The organism is Clostridium sp. MT-14 (assembly GCF_042436595.1).
In the GTDB taxonomy this organism is placed as follows: Bacteria; Bacillota; Clostridia; order Clostridiales; family Clostridiaceae; genus Clostridium_B; species Clostridium_B aromativorans.
On sequence record NZ_JBHMIY010000002.1, the window covers coordinates 104,616 to 123,600 of the forward strand.

An 18,985-nucleotide genomic window follows, 5' to 3' on the forward strand; every position below is an offset into this window, starting at 1 on the left:
AACTACCTCCTTATCCTATGGTTCCCTTTAATTCTAATTTAATCAAATTATTCATTTCCACTGCATATTCAAGTGGAAGTTCCTTTGCTACAGGCTCAACAAATCCTGTAACTATCATCCCTCTTGCCTCTTCTTCCGTAAGACCTCTGCTCATAAGATAAAAAATGGCATCGTCACTTATTCTACCTATTTTAGCCTCATGTCCTATATCAACATTGTTGTTTGCCACACTTACAATAGGTATAGTATCCGATCTGGATTCACTGTCAAGCATCAATGATTCACAGGATACACTGGACTTGGAGTTAACTGCATTTTTAGTAGAACTCAACAGGCCTCTGTAAATTGAAACTCCACCATCCTTGGAAATGGATTTAGAATTTACCACTGACGTAGTATTTGGAGCTGCATGAACTACTTTAGAGCCAGTATCCAGATACTGCCCGGCACCTGCAAAAGTTATTCCTGTGAAATCGCATCTTGCTCCCTCTCCCCTCAGTATGCTCATAGGATACAACATGGATACTTTAGATCCAAAAGAACCTGTAACCCATTCTACATGCCCACTTTTATCCACTGCACACCTTTTGGTATTTAAATTGTACATATTTCTTGACCAATTCTCTATAGTACTGTACTTTAATGAAGCTCCCTCTCTCACATAACACTCAACACAACCTGCATGTAGATTGTTTACATAGTATTTAGGTGCCGAACATCCCTCTATATAGTGAATTTTTGCTCCTTTTTCAACTACTATAAGGGTGTGTTCAAATTGTCCTGCACCAGGGGCATTTAATCTAAAATAAGATTGTATTGGTATATCAACTTGAACTCCCTCAGGAACATATACAAATGAGCCGCCAGACCAAACTGCTCCATGAAGTGCTGCAAATTTATGATCTGTTGGAGGCACAAGCCTCATAAAAAGAGGTCTTATCAGATCTTCGTAATCCCTTATAGCCGTTTCCATATCCATATATAAAACGCCCTGCTTTTTCAGCTCCTCGCTTACATTGTGATAGACTATCTCCGAATCATATTGTGCACCCACACCTGCCAGGGATTCGTGCTCCGCTTTAGGTATTCCAAGTAAATCAAAAGTTCTTTTTATATCTTTGGGCACATCCTTCCAATCATGTTTCATGCTGGTATCAGGCCTTACATAGGTAACTATGTTATTCATATCCAGATCCGAAAGATCAGGTCCCCAGGACGGCATAGGCATCTTATTGTAAATATCTAAGGATTTAAGTCTAAACTCCCTCATCCATTCAGGATCGTTTTTTTCATCTGATATTTCTTCTATTATCTTTTTTGTAAGACCCGAGCCAGTTTTATAACTGGATTTGTCTTCATTTTTTATATCATAAATATTTCTTCTTATATCTTCTATATGAGTTTTTTCTTTTTCCAATAAAAACACCTCTCTTTTAAAACATCCTGTTAAGCCAATGCCTTAAACCTGTCATATCCGTTTTTCTCTATTTCCTCAGCTAAAGATGCATCACCAGTTTTAACTATTCTTCCATCTACAAGTATATGAACGTAATCCGGTTTCAAATATTCTAATATACTATCGTGATGTGTAATTATAAGTATGGAGTTATCCTCTGTTCGGAGTTTGCTCACCCCTTCCGATACTACTCTAACTGCATCTACATCAAGTCCTGAATCCGTTTCGTCCAGCATAGCAAGCTTGGGCTCAAGTACCGCCATCTGGAGTATTTCATTTTTCTTTTTTTCTCCACCTGAAAACCCCACGTTTAAATATCTTTTAGCATAACTTTCATCTATTTTTAAAAGCTTTAGCTTTTCTTTTAAAGCTTTTCTAAATGCCAATATTCCACCTCTCTTACCTGTAACAGCAGCCTTAGCATTGCGTAAAAAATTTTCAACAGTTATTCCCTGTATCTCCTGCGGATACTGAAAAGACATGAATATTCCCTTTCTTGCCCTTTCATCCACCTTTAAATCATTTATTTTTTCCCCATCAAATACTATATCTCCTGATGATATTACATATTTAGGATGACCCATTATAGTATTTACAAGAGTAGATTTCCCTGCCCCATTGGGACCCATTATGGCATGTATTTCACCCTTGCCAATTTCTAGATCAAGTCCTTTTAATATTTCATTACCTTCAACTTCCGTTTTCAGCTTATTTATTTCCAGTAACTTTTTTCCCATTATACCTCTCCTTTATATCCGAGTATTTAAGTCATATTTAATTCCAAAAATCAATCCCATTATAAATGGGCATCAGGATAAAATATCCGACTTAAATACTCAACATTGTATCTGATTACATTTTACTATTTATTTAAAGGATAATCAATAATTAAAATATCATTTTATATTTTTCTCTAAAAGTTTTTATTTTCTGATAATATCTTAAGTTTATTCAATCTCTATTTTAGTCTTATTTTTTCTTTTGTCTCTACCTGAATTACTATTCCATCTTGAATCACCAAAGTTATTGAACCATAATTTATACTCTTCAATGACTGCAATATCTCTTTAATGTACTGTTCTGAGATCTGGTTATTTTTTCGCGCAGTTTTTTCTCCCATTTTCATATTGCCCCCTTTTACATTAATTTATAAATTAATAACTAAAAAATCCCCTTTTATGAAGAAGAGGATTTTTCTATATTATAATAAATATAAAATGTTCAAGTTGAAGTTTTATATTTACCTCATCTTCCAGAACTGTGTTCTGATGGACTTAGCACCTTACATGTACCAATTAATACATGGGTTGCTGAAACTTCATCGGGCCATTCCCTAAGTTTCTCTTGATAAGGGTTAATATTAAATTATTGACTTTAATTATACCTTATAACATTCTTACGGTCAAATTAATTTTTAATCAAATTAAGAAGTTTAACATTAAAATTTTATCCTTAAAAGAATTGTTTTCAATTAGATATAATCTTCCATTTTCTCAGTCTCCAAATTAAGCCCGTCTATAACCATATCTTCTTTAAGTTCTATCAATAAACATTTTTTCCCTCTCTTGTCTATTACCTGCTTTACACTACCCAGATCTTGAGGCCTTATAATTATACTTGTATTTTCATTTTCAATCTTTACAGATTTACTTTTAAAATCAGGGATTACATTTCTGGCTTTAAATTCATGATCTCCACCACATACCTCTTGAAAGGCGCTTTTGACGGACTGTATATGTTTAAGGCCGCTTTCTTTTAAAACCCTGGTAACTTCATTTACATCCAGTACTGCCTCCTCTTCCCTATCTCCTCCATCAAGTTTTTCATTTATTCTTTCATATACATCCTTCATGATATCCGGCTTTATTCTGCCTCCTGTCACTGTACCCAGTATACTTTTAAAACTTTCTTTTTCTTCTACAGCCGTGGGTTTTACAGTACACTCAAGGACTTTTTCTACAAAAGTGCCGTTAACCTGCTTCGTTTTAGAAGAATAATATATTATCTTGTTCACATCTACATATTCACATGTAAAACTTGGAAACATGAATCCGTCTAGAGGAGAATTTAAATTCACGATCATATCCAGTGCAGAATTGGGCTTGAATTTCATCTCGGTATAATCAAATTTCAATACCTTTTTGGGAATTTCCACCTTGTTTACACTGCACAATATAAACTCCACAGCTTGAACATAATCTTCTACATCACTTTCATCTCCATTCTTATTTTTTCTGCTGTTATAATACTCTGCTTTTATAAAATTTATCACTACATCCGTATCATAGGTATAATTTTTAGATATTTTATCCACTATCTTATCTCCAAATTCAGCCGCACTCTTCCCAGAATTCAAAGCACCATACAATATCTGCTGTGTGCTTTCACCAACCTCATGGCCTTCTTTCCCATCCGTTTCCTTAAAATCCAATTCAAATATTTTGGAATCCAGAGAACCTGTAAGCACCTTTTTGAAATTATTCAGGTAAAGCTCCCTCTTCTCTATTTCCATCATTTCAAAATGCTCTAGTTCCCTGGTTATTATTTCTCCATTATCTTTTTTTAAATATACGCTGTAAACTTCCTTAATAGGAAGCATATAACTTCCCAACTTAAACTCTTTTCTTATATTCGCCAAATCTTTTTTGTTCATTTTTACATCTCCGCTCTAAAAATAAGTTCTAATCCCATTCTATACATACTTATTTTAACAAAATATAATAATATTTGCTATGAATAAATTACTATAGTACAATTATAAAATTTTTGGTACAATACATATAAGTATATCTGTACAATTATAAAAATTTGATCATTAAGCGAGGATTTTATATGAATTTTATAAAAATAAGTAATACAGCTTACAATGAATTTAAAAAATTTTTGACTGAGAATAATATTACCTATTCTACAATAAGAATTTATTTAGATGGTATGTCCTGTCACGGTCCTCATTTCAACATGAGTGCCGATAAAAAAAACGACAATGATTTGACTCAGCAAATAAAGGATATAAATTTTATAGTAGACAAAAACTTATTCATGCAGTTTAGTGGTTTTATATTCCTATGTGGAAGCGAAAACGGACTCGGAAGTTTTTCTATAGAACCCGTATTTAAACCTAACCTTCCAGACTGTGAAAACTGCAATGGATGTAAAAATTAATAAATTTAAGGAGAATACTAGAATGTTTTGTTATAAATGTGGAGCCAAGGTTTCTAATCAAGCTCTATTTTGTGAAAAATGCGGAACCAGGTTAAATAAAAACCTGGAAATAGAAAATTTAAATGAAAGTACAATTAAAATTCATAATATCAGACAAGCCTTAAAGCATAATATAAAAGAGGATCAGTTAAACGCCCTAGCTTTAGATAAATCAAAAGACAATACAACAAATTTTAGTTTAAATAAGAAAGTTGGAGATAATACCTGTTGTAAAATTCCATTTTATAAAAATATAAATATAGCAATGCCCCTTTTGTCAGCAGTACTTGCCGTGAGTTTAACCTGCACTTATTATTTATATGAAGCCTCTGTTTCTAAAAATGTTGAAAAAAATAGAACTACTGCCGAAAATATAGCTCTTCAGGGAAATATATATAGTGCGTATTCAATAATAGACAAGGCCCTGAGTTTACGTCCAAATAATGAAACCCTAAAAGCAGATAAAATATTTTTGCAGGATGGCAAAGCTGTAAACTTACATATAAGTGCCGTAGATAGTTATATAAAGGATAAAAATTACAATGGGGCTTTAAATGAATTAGACGAAGCTGTTAATTTAATATCGGATAAAACCGGAGCTTTTTATTCCCTGTTAAATAAAAATATAGAAAATAAGAAAATGGGCATAACTGTATTACAAATAAAAAATGAAATGAATAATAAAAGCAGCATAGAGGATTTAGCTGGACTGCTAAACAAAATATCCAATTACAATGTGAAAGAGGCCAGTGAAACTGCTTCAGAACTTAGAAAAAGAATAAGCGCTGTGGCTTACAACACTGCGAATGAATATTTGAAAAACAATGATTTCACCTCTGCCCTTCAAACTATAGACAAAGGTATCGTTTATAATCCAAATGATAAAAAACTCAACAATTTTAAACAGGTCATAATATCCGAGAAAAATTCTTTTGAAACAGCTGAACAGACTAGAATTCAGAACGCCATGGCTTCAGCTGCCCTGGAGAACAAAAACAATAAAACCAATGCAGTAGAGGTAGTTTCTACTTCTACTAATATAAATAAATACGGAGATTTCGTAATTAAAGGAACTATCAAAAACATAGCTACAAAGCCCATCAGCTCTATACAAATATACTATACCATATATAATTCCAGTAATGCCGAACTTGGAAACGATTCTACCTATGTATATCCCAATTACCTATCTATAAATGACACAGGTCAATTTGAAAATACAGAATATGGGATGTCAAAAGGCCATCACATTAAAATCACAAAAATAACCTGGATATTGCCGCAGGAGGATAGTTATGAAAATAAATAAAATTTTTATAGTTTCTCTTCTTACCACAATAACCTTCTTAGTAATTGGCATTACAGCATGTTTTGCTATACATAAAAATATAAGTCTTAAATCCTCCAGAGGTTCATCTAAATTGGGAAATGTGTCTGAAGTACTCGGCACACCCAAATCCAAGGATTTAAAGACAATAATACATGAAAATCAAAAATTAGTGGTATCTTTAGAAGTAAAGAATAGCAGTGGAAATATAACTGGCTCTGGTTTTTTATATGATACAAAAGGAGATATAGTAACTAATGCACATGTGGTAAAAGACGGCTCCGCCATAATTGTAAAGATGGCCGATACCGCAACATATAAAGGTAAGCTTATAGGTAAAAGTGAGCTTACAGATATAGCTTTAGTCAGGGTGGATAACTTAAAAGGAAAAAGTCCGATGAAAATTTCAAAAAACAAAAAGGCTGATATAGGAGATGAGATAATAGCCCTTGGAAGCCCTCTTGGTCTTCAGAATACAGCTACTACAGGTATAATAAGCGGTTTGAATAGAAATTTCAACCTAGAAAATTACCAGTATAAAAATGTCTACCAAATTTCTGCCCCTGTATCTCCAGGCAACAGCGGAGGCCCTCTTTTGGATAGAAGCACAGGACAAGTTATAGGTATAAACTCTGCAAAAGTAGACGATGAATCCATAGGTTTCAGCATACCAATAACTCAAGTTATTCCCATGATAGACAACTGGGCAGCTAATCCCAATACCTATAAATTTTCATCCCAAAATACTGCTTCAACTGGAGATTCAAAGCTTTCCACAGAGGATGCCGCTTATTTAGTTTCATATTTCTACAACAGTTTAAATTCCAATGACTATGTAACTGCCTATTCTTTACTTGGAGCAAACTGGCAGCAAAGTACTACCTATGAAGACTTTAGAAAAGGCTACCTTCAAACTTTATCTGTAAAAATAGACAATATGATCTGTCATGGGACAGAAAATGGAAACATAGAAGTTTCCGCTGTAATTCAGGCTGTTGAAGGAAATACATCAAATTCGAAAGTCAGTAAATACAATGTGGTGTATACCATAGGATATGAAAATAATAATCTTAAGATCCTGAGCGGCAAAAGCACACCTCAAGAATAAATGAAAAATGCAGATCACTTAATATTTTAGTGAACTGCATTTTCATATGATCTCAGCTAAAAAATTCAGTATTTTCCACGGACTCTTTTACCAGAGCATCTATATCCAAAACACTTTCTGCTTTCCTTATCTCTTCAACTCTGGGTTTAATTTTAGGATGTTTTGGTACAAATATGGTACAGCAGTCCTCATAGGGCAATATGGAAATTTCATAAGTCCCAATCTGTCTTGCCACGTCCATTATATCCACTTTGTCCATGGCTATCAATGGTCTAAATACCGGTCTATCTGCTACATCATTGCTTACAACAAGACCTTCCATAGTCTGGCTGGCAACCTGACCTATACTTTCTCCTGTAGTTACAGAATTTATACCATGTCTTTCAGCTAAATTACAGGCTATTCTCATCATGAATCTTCTCATTATTATAGTTAATTCGTCTTCTCTGCAGTTTTCAATTATGCTCATCTGTATTTTTGTAAAGGGAACCACATAAAGGCTTATGCTCCCGGTGTATTTCTTCAACACACCCGCCAGTTCCTTGACTTTCTCCTTGGCTCTTTCACTGGTATAGGGATGACTGTGGAAATACACACAATTCAATCTAACTCCCCTTCTTGCCATCATATAACCGGCTACTGGAGAATCTATACCACCTGAAAGCATAAGTATAGTACTGCCGTTAGTACCATAAGGCATGCCACCTATACCTTTAATTCTTTTTGAATATACATAGGTCTTATCTCTTATCTCAATATTTACAAAGAAATCAGGCTTTCTCACATCTACCGATAATCTTTCAGTATTCTGCAGTATATAAGCCCCAACTTCTCTGCTTACATCCATAGAAGTTCCTGGAAAGTTTTTGTTTGCCCTTTTAGTTACAACTTTAAAAGTCTTTCCCTGATTTTTCAGAGCATTACTGAGAGCTTGCTTTTTAATACTTTCTATATCGGAATCTATTTCATCTACCACACATATTTCAGATATGCCGCATATATTTTTAAGCTTTTTTATACCATCTTTTAAATCATCGCATTCTATAAACCATCTTCCCTGATCTACTACAAAAGAGTACCTGCTGTCCTTAAAAGTATTCTCTATATTACCTTTTAATTTTCTCTCAAATTTTCCCTTGTTCAATCCCTTTAAGAATATTTCCGGAGCATATTTTACAAGCAATAATTTTCTCATTTACCTACTCTCCTTAAAAACTTTAAAGATTCATCTATCACATCTAAAGCATAATCCACTTCTTCTTTTGAATTATCCTCGCCAAAGCTAAATCTTATAGTACCCCTTATATGATCTTTAGGAAGTCCAATTGCCTCCAGCACGTGGCTGTCTTTGCTGCTCTTGGCAGAACAGGCAGAACCTGTAGAAACATAAATGCCCTTCTCCTCCAACATATGAAGCAATACTTCTCCTCTAACTCCTATAAAAGAAACACTTAATACATAAGGAGAATATTCTTTTCCACAGCTGTTTATTTTAACTTCCTCCATATCTCTGAGTTTCTCCATGAAATATTTTTTCACTTCATCTACGTGGTGAAAATTCTGCTCTCTGTTTTTATATATCTTTTCAGCAGCTTTTGCAAGTCCTACAACAGCAGCTAAATTCTCAGTACCTGATCTAAATCCTCTTTCCTGTCCACCTCCATATATCAGAGGTCTTGGTATAAGCCCTTTTCTAACATAGGCAATTCCTACTCCCCTGGGGCCATGTATTTTATGACCACTGGCAGATAATAAATCTATATGCATTTTTTTAACATCTATATCATATTTTCCATAAGCCTGAACTGCATCAACATGAAATTTTATTCTGCTGCTCTTTTCCTTTATAAGCTCTCCTATAGCTTTGATATTTTGAACCGTGCCAACTTCATTGTTGGTATGCATTATGCTGACCAGCTGAGTCTGCTTATTTATGCTTTTTTCAAGCTCACCTAAATCAATCTTCCCCCTACCGTTTACATCAAGGTATATAACCTTAACCCCATTATTTTCCAAAGCTTTACAGGTATTCAGCACACTTGGATGTTCTATTTTTGTAGTTATGATTTCATTTCCAGGTTTTACAAAGCCTCTTATCAAAAAGTTATTGCTCTCACTCCCTCCAGAAGTAAATATTATCTCATCTCTGTCACAATTCAGTGTATCTGCAACTATATCTCTACTCTCATTCATTTTAAGTTCCGCTTTTAATCCAAGAGAATATGCTGAAGATGGATTTCCGTAATAATTTCTCATAGTATCCACCATTGAATCCATCACTTCATCATAAGGCCTGGTTGTAGCACTATTGTCAAAATAAGCTTCCATTATCATTGTCACCCCTATATGTAAAAATAATTAAAATATAATAAAACCAATATAACATATATTATCACACTTATAAAAAAATAATAAGAGCACATACTAACCAAAGAAATAAAATAGGAGGATTCAAAATGAAAATCAAGCACTTTCTGTTAGTCATACTATGTACCTTATATGTATTATTAAACTGTATAACTCCTGTAAAATCCTTTTCAGAAGATTCACCTTCCATAAGAGGTAAATCGAACACATTGCCCGCCGGCAAGACAATATACCTCACTTTCGACGATGGTCCCAGCACAGAGGTTACCAGTAAAATACTGAATATTTTACAAGAAAAAAATGTAAAAGCAACTTTTTTTGTAATAGGATATAAAATAAACGGTCATGAAAAAATATTGAGAAGAATATACAATGAAGGGCACAGCATAGGACTTCATACCTATACACATAAGTACAGTAAAATATATTCGAGCCCTGATTCTTTTTTAAATGAAATGAATAAAACAGGTAAAGAGGTAAAAAACATCTTAGGATTTGCACCAAAAATAATAAGATTCCCAACTGGAAGCAAAGGGCATCTGGATGAATATCTTTTAGAGAAATTACATTCCTGTGGATATAAAATATATGATTGGAACCTATGTCTATCAGATGGCATAGATTACAGGACACCCGTTCAAAAACTATATAGTGAGGGCACAGAAAAATGTATCAATCCCAATAAAATATTCTTGCTTGCACACTGTGACAGCCAGAATAAAAACACTTGTAAGGTACTGCCAAAAATAATTGACTATTACATAAATTTAGGATATGAATTTAAAACTATCACAAGAAACACCCCCGAATACCATTTTAGAGTGTCAGAATATAACTAATTTACAGGAATAAGTTTATCCTCATTTAGGTCCCATTCATATGCCTTGCCATTTTTTTTATTTATATAATACCAACCGCTGGTGGCAGAATGATCCTCCATGCTGTCAAAAACTTGTATGACATAATAGTGTATATTATCTCTTACGGTCTCATGATCAAACACAAATTTAGTATTTTCATTTTTATCTCCATAACACTCCGAAGCTGTTTTCACCGCTTGTTCTACTGTAATATTTTTCTGTGAACCATCAGAAACACCAGCTTCACTCTTTATGGCGTTTTCAGTATCAGTAGAAGTACTTTTCTCGTACTTTTTCCCATTTTCTTTACTCTTCGATTTTTGTCCTGTTTTTTTATCAACATTTGTCACATCTGTTTTATTTTTTTTGCCATTGTTATATTTAGCTATTCTATATCTATAAATTCCAAAGCATATCACAGCAAATAAAATTATTGAAATTATAATATATACTTTCCTATGCCCCTTACTCAAAATATCAACTTCTCCTAACTTCCATATTTTAATTTTACTAATACACATAATTATATAATATCACAACTTTACACTGGGGATGATAAATCTCCAGTGTAAAATTACCAAGGCTATTTCAATATTTTCAGCTCATTGCAAAGATAGCTAAAAAGCCCTTTGTTTCTTGCATCCAATGCTCCGTCTATTAAGGTCAATAAAATTTCTCTATAGAACTCATCCCTCTCCCGCTTACTTAGGGGATCAACAATATAATTATCATAATATATAAAAGAATTATTTATTTGAGTTAAATACACACTTTTCAATATGTTTATATAAGAGGCCAGCTCTTTTCTAGAAATTACAAAAAACAATTTATTGCAATTATTTTTTGAAGATATTTTTATCATTCTTCTATTGAGAGAGACCAGCTCTATTTCCCCAAATTCTTCAACAACAAATTTTCTATACTTTATATCTAGACTTTTAAAAGATGTCAAAAATTTTATATATGCCATAAAATTTTTTCTATTAAATTTAAAATTATTTACAATGGTTTTAATCCCGCATCTTCTCTTGAAGGAAATTTCATATTCATTATATCCCCTGTCGTTTTCCACAGCAGAAATTAAAATAGCATCTACAAATCTGTCCATTGCCAAACTAGGGATAAGTTTTACTCCATATAGAAATTGCTTATTTTTATCGCTGGAAACAGTAAAATTGCTTATATTCATGATTATATCTCCCTTATTATATCTCCTTTTTACATTATTCCACTATTATAAACGAAAAAAGTAATTTTTTGCGTTTATACACAATATTAAAAAAGTTTAAAAAATATTTCTTCTAAATTCTTTTAGTATGTAATTAAAGGAATCCGATATAAAATCCGCTCTTGTCAATTCTTGATTTCCTGAATTTAAATTTTTAAAGGCCACACAATACATTCCAGCATTTTTCGAAGCTTCCACTCCATTTTTAGAATCCTCTATAACCATACAGCGCTTTGGCTCTACCTTTAGAAGTTCTGCTGCTTTTAAAAATATATCTGGAGAGGGCTTACTGTTTTTAACATCATCACCTGTCACAAATTTAGAAAAATATTTTTCCAGCTTAAACCTTTCAATAACAATTTCTATAACATTTTTGGGAGATGAAGATGCCACTGCCAACTTCAAGTTTTTTTCATAGAGAAATTTTATGAGTTCATCTACACCTTTTATGGGTTTTATGTCTTTGTTTTCTTTCAAGTTAGCTAAATACAATTCTCTATCCTTTCTTATCAATTCCTCCAGAGAATCAGATAATTTATACTTCTTTTTAATTATATTCCATTTGTAACCAGTTGTAACTCCTATAAAACCAAGCTGTTCTTCTTTGCTTATTTTTATACCATATTCAGCTAATAGATCATCATCTAGTTTTCTATGTAGCGGCTCACTATCTATGATGACCCCATCCATATCAAAAATAACTGCATCTATGAGCAATACACCAGCCTCCCTCTTATATCATGGCAAATTCATGTTTAAAAAATCAGAGCATACGCAGCTCTGATTTTTACATTATATTTAATCTTCATACAGGTAATCTCTAGTCATAGGCAATTCATTATTAAGGCCCTTGGTAAATAAAAATTGATGTATATCTACTACTCCATAATGAAATGACGCCGCACAAGCATTTAAATAAAGTCTCCACATTCTAATAAATCTATCATCTTTAATCTTTCTTATCTCATCCAAGTTATTTTCAAAATTTTCGGCCCAACACTTTAACGTCTTATAATAGTGCAGTCTTAAACTCTCTGCATCTACAAGATGAAGATCATTGTCTGCCATCAAGCTCACCAGCTCCCTTATGGATGGAATATATCCCCCTGGAAATATGTATTTTTTTATCCACTGATTTGCCTCTCCTTCTGTCTGTGCAGTAATACAATGAAGGAGAGATACTCCGCCTTCATTTAACATGTCTCTAATATCTTGCATATAAACAGGTAAATTTTTCCTTCCTGAATGTTCTATCATTCCCACACTTACTATTCTGTCAAATTTATCTGTCTTACCCACAAGTTCTCTATAATCCATTAATTTTATTTCAACTTTTCCCTCTAGATTATTATCTACAACTCTTTCAGAAGCTTTCTTAAACTGTTCCTGACTTAAAGTTACTCCAACTGCGTTTACGCCATATTTTTTTGCAGCTTCAATTACAAGTTCTCCCCAACCGCAGCCTATGTCCAAAAGCCTTTGACCTTCTTTTAGATTGAGTTTTTTTAGTATATAATTGACTTTATTTATCTGAGCTTGATAGATAGAATCATTTTCATTTTTAAAATAGGCACAGGAATATGTCATTGTTTTATCCAGCCATAGACTGTAGAAATCATTTCCCAAATCATAATGGTACTGTACATCTGTCTTGCTTTTCTTTAAAGTATTGGGAAGAACCTTATACAATTTTGAAAACATATCAGCTTTATTTAAAAAACTTTCCTTGTTCTTATACACCGATTCTATAATTTCTCTAATATTTCCCTCAAAATCCAACACATTGTCCATATAGGCTTCCCCTAAAGTGAGAAAAGGATCCCTAATAACATCTTTTTTAGATATATCTTTATTTATGAATATTTTAAATTTGGCTTCTCCCTCTCCATACTTCTCTTCCGTACCATCCCAGTACTTAACCTGAACAGTGTCTGAAAATATCTTTTTCAAAAACTCTCCAAAAAACATTTTGTCTAAATTCATATTACTACTACCTCTTTTCTTATACATAACCTATATATAAACAGGCAGATCCTCTTATTAAAAGAGCTTCTGCCAAATTTTCCAGAAAACATATATTACTAGTCTGATACAGACTTTAAATATTAACTTGACTCCTCAAGTTGAGGGTTTAATTTTTTAGGAGTATATATTTTTAAATTTTCTATTCTCTTTTCGTCTACTTTTTCCACTTTAAAAATCACATCTCCATACTCCACAGTATTTTCCTCTCCTTCTTTTGGAATACTTCCCAAAAGATCCATTACAAATCCTCCTATTGTATCCGAATTTTCCGATTTTAAGTCCAAATCTAAAAATTCGTTAACTTCATCTATAGACAATAGTCCACTTACAAGATAAGTGTTCTGATCAATTTTATTTATATACTGTTCATTATCGTCATACTCGTCAAATATATTTCCCATTACCTCTTCAATCAAATCCTCTATGGTTACAATTCCTGAAAACCCTCCATACTCATCAATCAAAATAGCCATATGGTTTTTGGTCCCCTGAAGTTCTTTAAAAAGTACATCTATATTTTTATTTTCAGGTACGAAATAAGGTGCTCTAAGCATCGATTTTATATCTATATTACTCACCGGAGTTTTCATCAATTGAGCAAATAAATCCTTGATATAAAGTATACCCACTATATTGTCTATATCATCTTTATATACAGGTATTCTGGAATATTTTTCTTCAATTATACTCTCCACAGTACATGAATTCAAATCATCCATGTCTATGACGAATACTTCTGTTCTAGGAGTCATAACTTCCTTTGCCAGCTTATCATCAAATTTAAATACTCCCTCTATCATTTCCTTTTCAGACTGATTAAATACACCTGTTTCCTGACCCTCTTCAAGCATAGATCTGATTTCCTCTTCAGATACCCTATTCTCAATATCCTCTGTACTTACATTAAACAATTTCATAAGAATGGCAGTAGAACCCGATAACAATTTCACAAATGGCAGCATCAATTTACTTATAAACAAAATAGGCTTTACGAAAGCCATTGACATGGCCTCTGAATTTTGAAGTGCAATTCTCTTGGGAAGTAATTCTCCAAAAACAAGAGTTATATATGACAGCAGTAGTGTAATCACAATTACAGATACCTTATCACTGTAGGGTACACCCATTTCATCTAAAAAAAATGCAAATTTTGTCGACAGTGTGGTAGCTGCAAATGCACTGGCAAAAAAACCAGCAAGAGTTATTCCCACCTGTATAGTAGCTAAGAAATTATTAGGTTCCTTTAATAATTTCAGTATTATTTCTGCCTTTTCGTCCCCCTGTTCTGCTAAATAGTTTATCCTGCTCCTATTTAAAGCAACTATAGCCATTTCTATGGCTGAAAAAAATGCATTAATCACCGTGAGTATTAATATCAACATAAGTTCGAATACTATACTCTGCCAGGTAACGTCCATGCTAAATCAAACATCCTTTCATTTATTTCCTAAGATAATAAATAGGAATTAGATGATAAGTCTAATTCCTGCAATAAAATTCCTCACTATGCTAAATATTATAACCTTGTAACCATTCTTATCATTATAAAACGAATTTTATTGTAAATAGTTGGTGCAGGTGAAGGGATTTGAACCCCCACGCCATAGGCGCTAGATCCTAAGTCTAGTGCGTCTGCCAATTCCGCCACACCTGCATATAAAAATAAATACTAGGATTTTATCATATTAATCTTACCCTCACAATTTATAATCTCAGTTCAATGGTGGCTTACCGGGGAATCGAACCCCGGACACCATGATTAAAAGTCATGTGCTCTACCAACTGAGCTAGTAAACCTCTGGCTGGGATGGCAGGATTTGAACCTACGAATGATGGAGTCAAAGTCCACTGCCTTACCACTTGGCTACACCCCAATAATTAAACTTATATTTACAACAAAATAAATAAAACATCTATAAAATAATTCCGTATTTAAATTAGAATTTTTTGTAACTGTAAATTAAATTATAAAGCACAATTTTTGGAATGTCAATAGCCTTTACCGTGCCNCCCCAATAATTAAACTTATATTTACAACAAAATAAATAAAACATCTATAAAATAATTCCGTATTTAAATTAGAATTTTTTGTAACTGTAAATTAAATTATAAAGCACAATTTTTGGAATGTCAATAGCCTTTACCGTGCCAATTTAGGCAAGTAAGCCAGCTTATTATCAGAATATGTAAACAAGTTATCTTATTACATATTAACTTTCCCTTTTTTCTAAAAACATATTTATACATTCCGGCGGCATTGGCTTGCCAAAATAATATCCTTGAATTTTATTACAATTTTCCTCCTCTAGATATCGAATCTGTTGTTCCATCTCCACACCCTCTGCTACCACTTCTAACTTCATCTTATGGGCAAGTTTTATTATCTCTCCAGTTATAATGTTTTCATAAGCTCCCTTGCATATACCATCTATAAAAGTTTTGTCAATTTTAAGAGTATTTATGGGAATGCTCTTTAAATAGTTTAAAGAAGAATATCCACTTCCAAAATCATCTAGTGCTACTCTAACTCCCATATTTTTAAGTTCAGTTATCACTCTTAAACTCCAATCAAAAGACTCCATCATGACACTTTCTGTTATTTCTATTTCCAAATATTCAGGTTTTAAGCCTGTTTCTTCTAAAACATTTCTAACTGTATTGATAAAATTATCATTTTTAAGTTGTATTGTAGAAACATTTATGGATATGAAATCATAGGAATACCCCCTGTTTTTCCACAACTTATTTTGTCTGCACGCAGTTTTAAGGACCCACTCGCCTATAGGTACTATAAGTCCTGTCTCTTCTGCAAGGCTTATAAATTCCATAGGCATTATCCAGCCAAACTTAGAACTGTTCCACCTAATTAGGGCCTCAAATCCAACTACCCTTCTAGTTCTCATATCAACTTGGGGTTGATAATACAGTATAAATTCATTATCTTTTATTGCCTTTCTCAACCCTCTTTCCAATTCCGTTTTCCTTAAGATCTCATCATACATATATTTTTCAAATAATATATATGTATTTTTACCTATTAATTTAGCTCTATTTAATGCTATATCAACATTTCTAATCAACTTCGCAGCTTCTCCTCCATCTCTGGGGAAAATCGTTATGCCTATATTAACTGATACCAGGACTTCATTTCCATCAAAACTCCACAGTCCACTAATAGTATCAACTATATGTTGAGCCAAATCTTTTAATTCTATTCCACCATCTATTTTTTGCTTTAAGAGTAAAAATCCATCTCCACCCATTCTTGAAACTATTCCAATGTCCAATTTTTTTAAGGTGTTTCCTATTCTTTTTAACAATTTATCGCCGTATTCGTATCCAAAAATATCATTTATACTTTTAAAATTATTTAATTCAATTTGAAATATTGAAAAACTACTTTGTGAATACATTTTAATTTGCTTTTCAATTTTTTTCATAAAATAATTGAAATTATATAGTTCAGTTAGCCTATCATAATAAGCTATTTTCTCTACCTTTTTATATTTAAACTCCAGTTTAGTTAATACCATAAATTCATTGTAAAAAAAATTGATAATTTTTTTTATATTTTTCTTTGAGACAATAGAATACTTATTATTTATTAATTCAAATTTACTTAACTTTCCTACATAATCACTTTTGTTGCAATCTTCTTTAAAAAATATTGGATTCAAAAAAATTGTTGCAATATGTTTTTTATTTACAATTATAGGTATACCTATATAAATCAAGCCATTTTTATGTTTATAAACACCTATCTTATTTCGCCCATTAATCCGAGAAAGTATACGCTCCTCATATGTCACAAATTCTGGGTTAGGATATAAATGAGACTTAAAGGGGACATTAAACATGTCTCCATTAGTATATTTTACTAAACATGATATTCCTGTTATAGAAAAAAAACTTTCCATTAAATTTTCAAGTTCATTCATGTTTATTATATTCGGTAATCCATCTCCCATATTAACACCAACTTTCATCTATACTACATCTTTTCTTACCTGTAAATCCTATTTCAATAAATACTGCAACTGTGTTATCATATATGCTATATGCAACAATTTAACTAATTTATCCTGTAGAAAGCTTATTTTATTTTAAATACCCCATATCTATTATATGTTTTACAAAAAGTGCATATGATTATTTTGCAAATTATGGATTATCTTTTAATCAAATTTCATATTTTTCAATTTATCCTTAAACAGATCTCCCAATGTAATTTTATCACCGGAATCATTTAAATACTTTTTAAAATTCTCCTTAGGACTATCTACAGCTTCTTTTATACTAAGTGACATTCTATTGGCATCTGCATCTATGTTGAGTATTTTAACCTGTACTTCATCTCCTATATTTAAAACATCCGAAGGTTTTACAATATGATCCTGAGATATCTCAGATATATGTACAAACCCTTCCAATCCATCTTCAATTTCCACAAAAACACCTATATTTATAATTTTAGTTATAGTTCCCTTAACTATGTCATCTATTTTATATCTTTCATTTACTTTATCCCAGGGACTATTTCCCATGGCCTTCATAGAAAGTGAAATTCTATTTCTTTCTCTGTCAGTATCCATTACACAGACTTTAACACGTTCCCCCACTGATACTACTTCCGCAGGGTTTTTTATCCTCTTCCAGGAAAGTTGTGATATATGAACTAATCCCTCTACACCGCCTAAATCAACAAATGCTCCAAACCCCGTAATCCTGCTTACGATTCCCTCTATTTTATCACCTTTATGTATATTGTTCCATAACTGATCCGCTTTTTTTTCAAGTTCTAACTGCTCAACTTCCTTCCTTGACAGCACTATCTTATGCTTGTTTTTATCCAGTTCAATCACCTTTACGGCTAATGTCCTATTTAGAAAATCGTTCAGATTGTCTACATACTTTACTGACAGCTGAGATGCCGGTATAAAAGCTCTAAAGCCATATAATTCTGCCAATACTCCCCCTTTTACCACTTTCTTTACAATTACATCAAAGGCTTCTCCCTTTTTAAACGAATCTTCAACCTTATTCCAATTTCTTATTTCATCAGCCTTTATCTTCGAAAGCAGCAATCCATCTTCTCCATTATTTAAACTCATTATATATACGTATATTTCATCTCCAACTTTTAAAAGTTCTTCCATATTTATATTTTCTTCACTGCATATTTCATTTTTAGGCAGTATTCCATCCACCATATATCCAATACTTATTACAGCCTCTTTATCATTTACGGAAATCACTTTTCCCTTTACTATCTCTCCGTTTTTTACATTTCCCATAGTTGAATCAATTTGATCGATAACTTCATCCATTGAATTTACTTCCTTGTCACACGCCATTAAAATATCTCTCCTTTTCATTTATACTTACAGCCAACAGTTATATTTTATCACAA

At 32.5% G+C, this 18,985-nt stretch carries 17 protein-coding genes, 3 tRNA genes and 1 riboswitch; of the genes, 4 read left to right on the forward strand and 16 right to left on the reverse strand.

Annotation, left to right across the window (positions count from 1 at the left end; genetic code table 11):
• Positions 1-10 precede the first annotated feature (10 nt).
• From sufB to ACFHWD_RS02390, 4 genes are all read right to left on the reverse strand, one after another.
• Positions 11-1,417 carry a Fe-S cluster assembly protein SufB gene (gene sufB, locus ACFHWD_RS02375; RefSeq protein WP_179977809.1) on the reverse strand — a complete coding sequence of 469 codons (1,407 nt, stop codon included), beginning with the start codon at positions 1,415-1,417 and terminating at the stop codon, positions 11-13.
• 29 nt (positions 1,418-1,446) lie between these two features.
• Positions 1,447-2,193, reverse strand: coding sequence for a Fe-S cluster assembly ATPase SufC (gene sufC / locus ACFHWD_RS02380; protein ID WP_150356892.1), 747 nt, complete (start codon positions 2,191-2,193; stop codon positions 1,447-1,449).
• A gap of 221 nt (positions 2,194-2,414) precedes the next feature.
• Positions 2,415-2,576, reverse strand: a complete 162-nt coding sequence (locus tag ACFHWD_RS02385; protein WP_150356893.1) for a YezD family protein — start codon at positions 2,574-2,576, stop codon at positions 2,415-2,417.
• Between the two features lie 122 nt (positions 2,577-2,698).
• A riboswitch (SAM riboswitch) is annotated at positions 2,699-2,810 on the reverse strand.
• 117 nt (positions 2,811-2,927) lie between these two features.
• Entirely contained in the window at positions 2,928-4,109 is a 1,182-nt protein-coding gene (locus ACFHWD_RS02390; protein WP_179977811.1) for a DUF4317 domain-containing protein, read from the reverse strand.
• Positions 4,110-4,288: 179 nt separating this feature from the next.
• On the opposite strand from ACFHWD_RS02390, the gene ACFHWD_RS02395 reads away from it, so the two are divergent.
• Genes ACFHWD_RS02395 through ACFHWD_RS02405 form a run of 3 tightly spaced genes read left to right on the forward strand, consistent with a single transcriptional unit; the run spans position 4,289 to position 7,095 of the window.
• A complete protein-coding gene (locus ACFHWD_RS02395; protein WP_150356895.1) occupies positions 4,289-4,621 on the forward strand; it encodes a HesB-like protein in 333 nt (110 codons plus the stop codon).
• A gap of 22 nt (positions 4,622-4,643) precedes the next feature.
• Positions 4,644-5,969, forward strand: coding sequence for an FxLYD domain-containing protein (locus ACFHWD_RS02400; protein ID WP_378060086.1), 1,326 nt, complete (start codon positions 4,644-4,646; stop codon positions 5,967-5,969).
• The gene (locus tag ACFHWD_RS02405; protein WP_150356897.1) at positions 5,956-7,095 is read left to right on the forward strand and encodes a S1C family serine protease; all 1,140 of its coding nucleotides are present in this window, start codon (positions 5,956-5,958) and stop codon (positions 7,093-7,095) included. Before ACFHWD_RS02400 ends, ACFHWD_RS02405 begins: the two co-directional genes overlap by 14 nt.
• Before the next feature lie 52 nt (positions 7,096-7,147).
• Here the strand turns inward: ACFHWD_RS02405 and thiI are convergent, their stop codons facing one another.
• Both thiI and ACFHWD_RS02415 read right to left on the reverse strand, forming a co-directional pair.
• Positions 7,148-8,290 carry a tRNA uracil 4-sulfurtransferase ThiI gene (thiI, locus tag ACFHWD_RS02410; protein ID WP_378060088.1) on the reverse strand — a complete coding sequence of 381 codons (1,143 nt, stop codon included), beginning with the start codon at positions 8,288-8,290 and terminating at the stop codon, positions 7,148-7,150.
• Positions 8,287-9,423, reverse strand: a complete 1,137-nt coding sequence (locus ACFHWD_RS02415) for a cysteine desulfurase family protein (protein WP_229981326.1) — start codon at positions 9,421-9,423, stop codon at positions 8,287-8,289. Before ACFHWD_RS02415 ends, thiI begins: the two co-directional genes overlap by 4 nt.
• 128 nt (positions 9,424-9,551) lie before the next feature.
• Between ACFHWD_RS02415 and ACFHWD_RS02420 the strand changes: the two genes are divergently transcribed.
• The gene (locus tag ACFHWD_RS02420) at positions 9,552-10,301 is read left to right on the forward strand and encodes a polysaccharide deacetylase family protein (protein WP_150356900.1); all 750 of its coding nucleotides are present in this window, start codon (positions 9,552-9,554) and stop codon (positions 10,299-10,301) included.
• On the opposite strand, the gene ACFHWD_RS02425 is transcribed toward ACFHWD_RS02420, so the two are convergent.
• The 10 genes from ACFHWD_RS02425 to rpsA all read right to left on the reverse strand — a co-directional run bounded on the left by ACFHWD_RS02425 (position 10,298) and on the right by rpsA (position 18,929).
• Positions 10,298-10,795: a hypothetical protein gene (locus ACFHWD_RS02425; RefSeq protein WP_378060091.1), complete on the reverse strand. Its 498-nt coding sequence runs from the start codon at positions 10,793-10,795 to the stop codon at positions 10,298-10,300. The genes ACFHWD_RS02420 and ACFHWD_RS02425 overlap by 4 nt on opposite strands.
• A gap of 110 nt (positions 10,796-10,905) precedes the next feature.
• Positions 10,906-11,511, reverse strand: coding sequence for an IDEAL domain-containing protein (locus tag ACFHWD_RS02430; RefSeq protein ID WP_378060093.1), 606 nt, complete (start codon positions 11,509-11,511; stop codon positions 10,906-10,908).
• 96 nt (positions 11,512-11,607) lie between these two features.
• Positions 11,608-12,267, reverse strand: a complete 660-nt coding sequence (locus tag ACFHWD_RS02435) for an HAD family hydrolase (RefSeq protein ID WP_378060095.1) — start codon at positions 12,265-12,267, stop codon at positions 11,608-11,610.
• An 81-nt stretch (positions 12,268-12,348) separates the two neighbouring features.
• Positions 12,349-13,533, reverse strand: coding sequence for a cyclopropane-fatty-acyl-phospholipid synthase family protein (locus tag ACFHWD_RS02440; protein WP_150356903.1), 1,185 nt, complete (start codon positions 13,531-13,533; stop codon positions 12,349-12,351).
• A 122-nt stretch (positions 13,534-13,655) separates the two neighbouring features.
• A complete protein-coding gene (locus ACFHWD_RS02445) occupies positions 13,656-14,993 on the reverse strand; it encodes a hemolysin family protein (protein WP_150356904.1) in 1,338 nt (445 codons plus the stop codon).
• Positions 14,994-15,145: 152 nt separating this feature from the next.
• Positions 15,146-15,229, reverse strand: a tRNA-Leu gene (locus tag ACFHWD_RS02450).
• 67 nt (positions 15,230-15,296) lie between these two features.
• Positions 15,297-15,372, reverse strand: a tRNA-Lys gene (locus ACFHWD_RS02455).
• Positions 15,373-15,374: 2 nt separating this feature from the next.
• Positions 15,375-15,449: transfer RNA gene (locus ACFHWD_RS02460), tRNA-Gln, on the reverse strand.
• 336 nt (positions 15,450-15,785) lie between these two features.
• Positions 15,786-17,561, reverse strand: coding sequence for an EAL domain-containing protein (locus ACFHWD_RS02465; RefSeq protein ID WP_378060098.1), 1,776 nt, complete (start codon positions 17,559-17,561; stop codon positions 15,786-15,788).
• A gap of 189 nt (positions 17,562-17,750) precedes the next feature.
• Positions 17,751-18,929 carry a 30S ribosomal protein S1 gene (rpsA, locus tag ACFHWD_RS02470; RefSeq protein ID WP_179977819.1) on the reverse strand — a complete coding sequence of 393 codons (1,179 nt, stop codon included), beginning with the start codon at positions 18,927-18,929 and terminating at the stop codon, positions 17,751-17,753.
• Between the last annotated feature and the right edge of the window lie 56 nt (positions 18,930-18,985).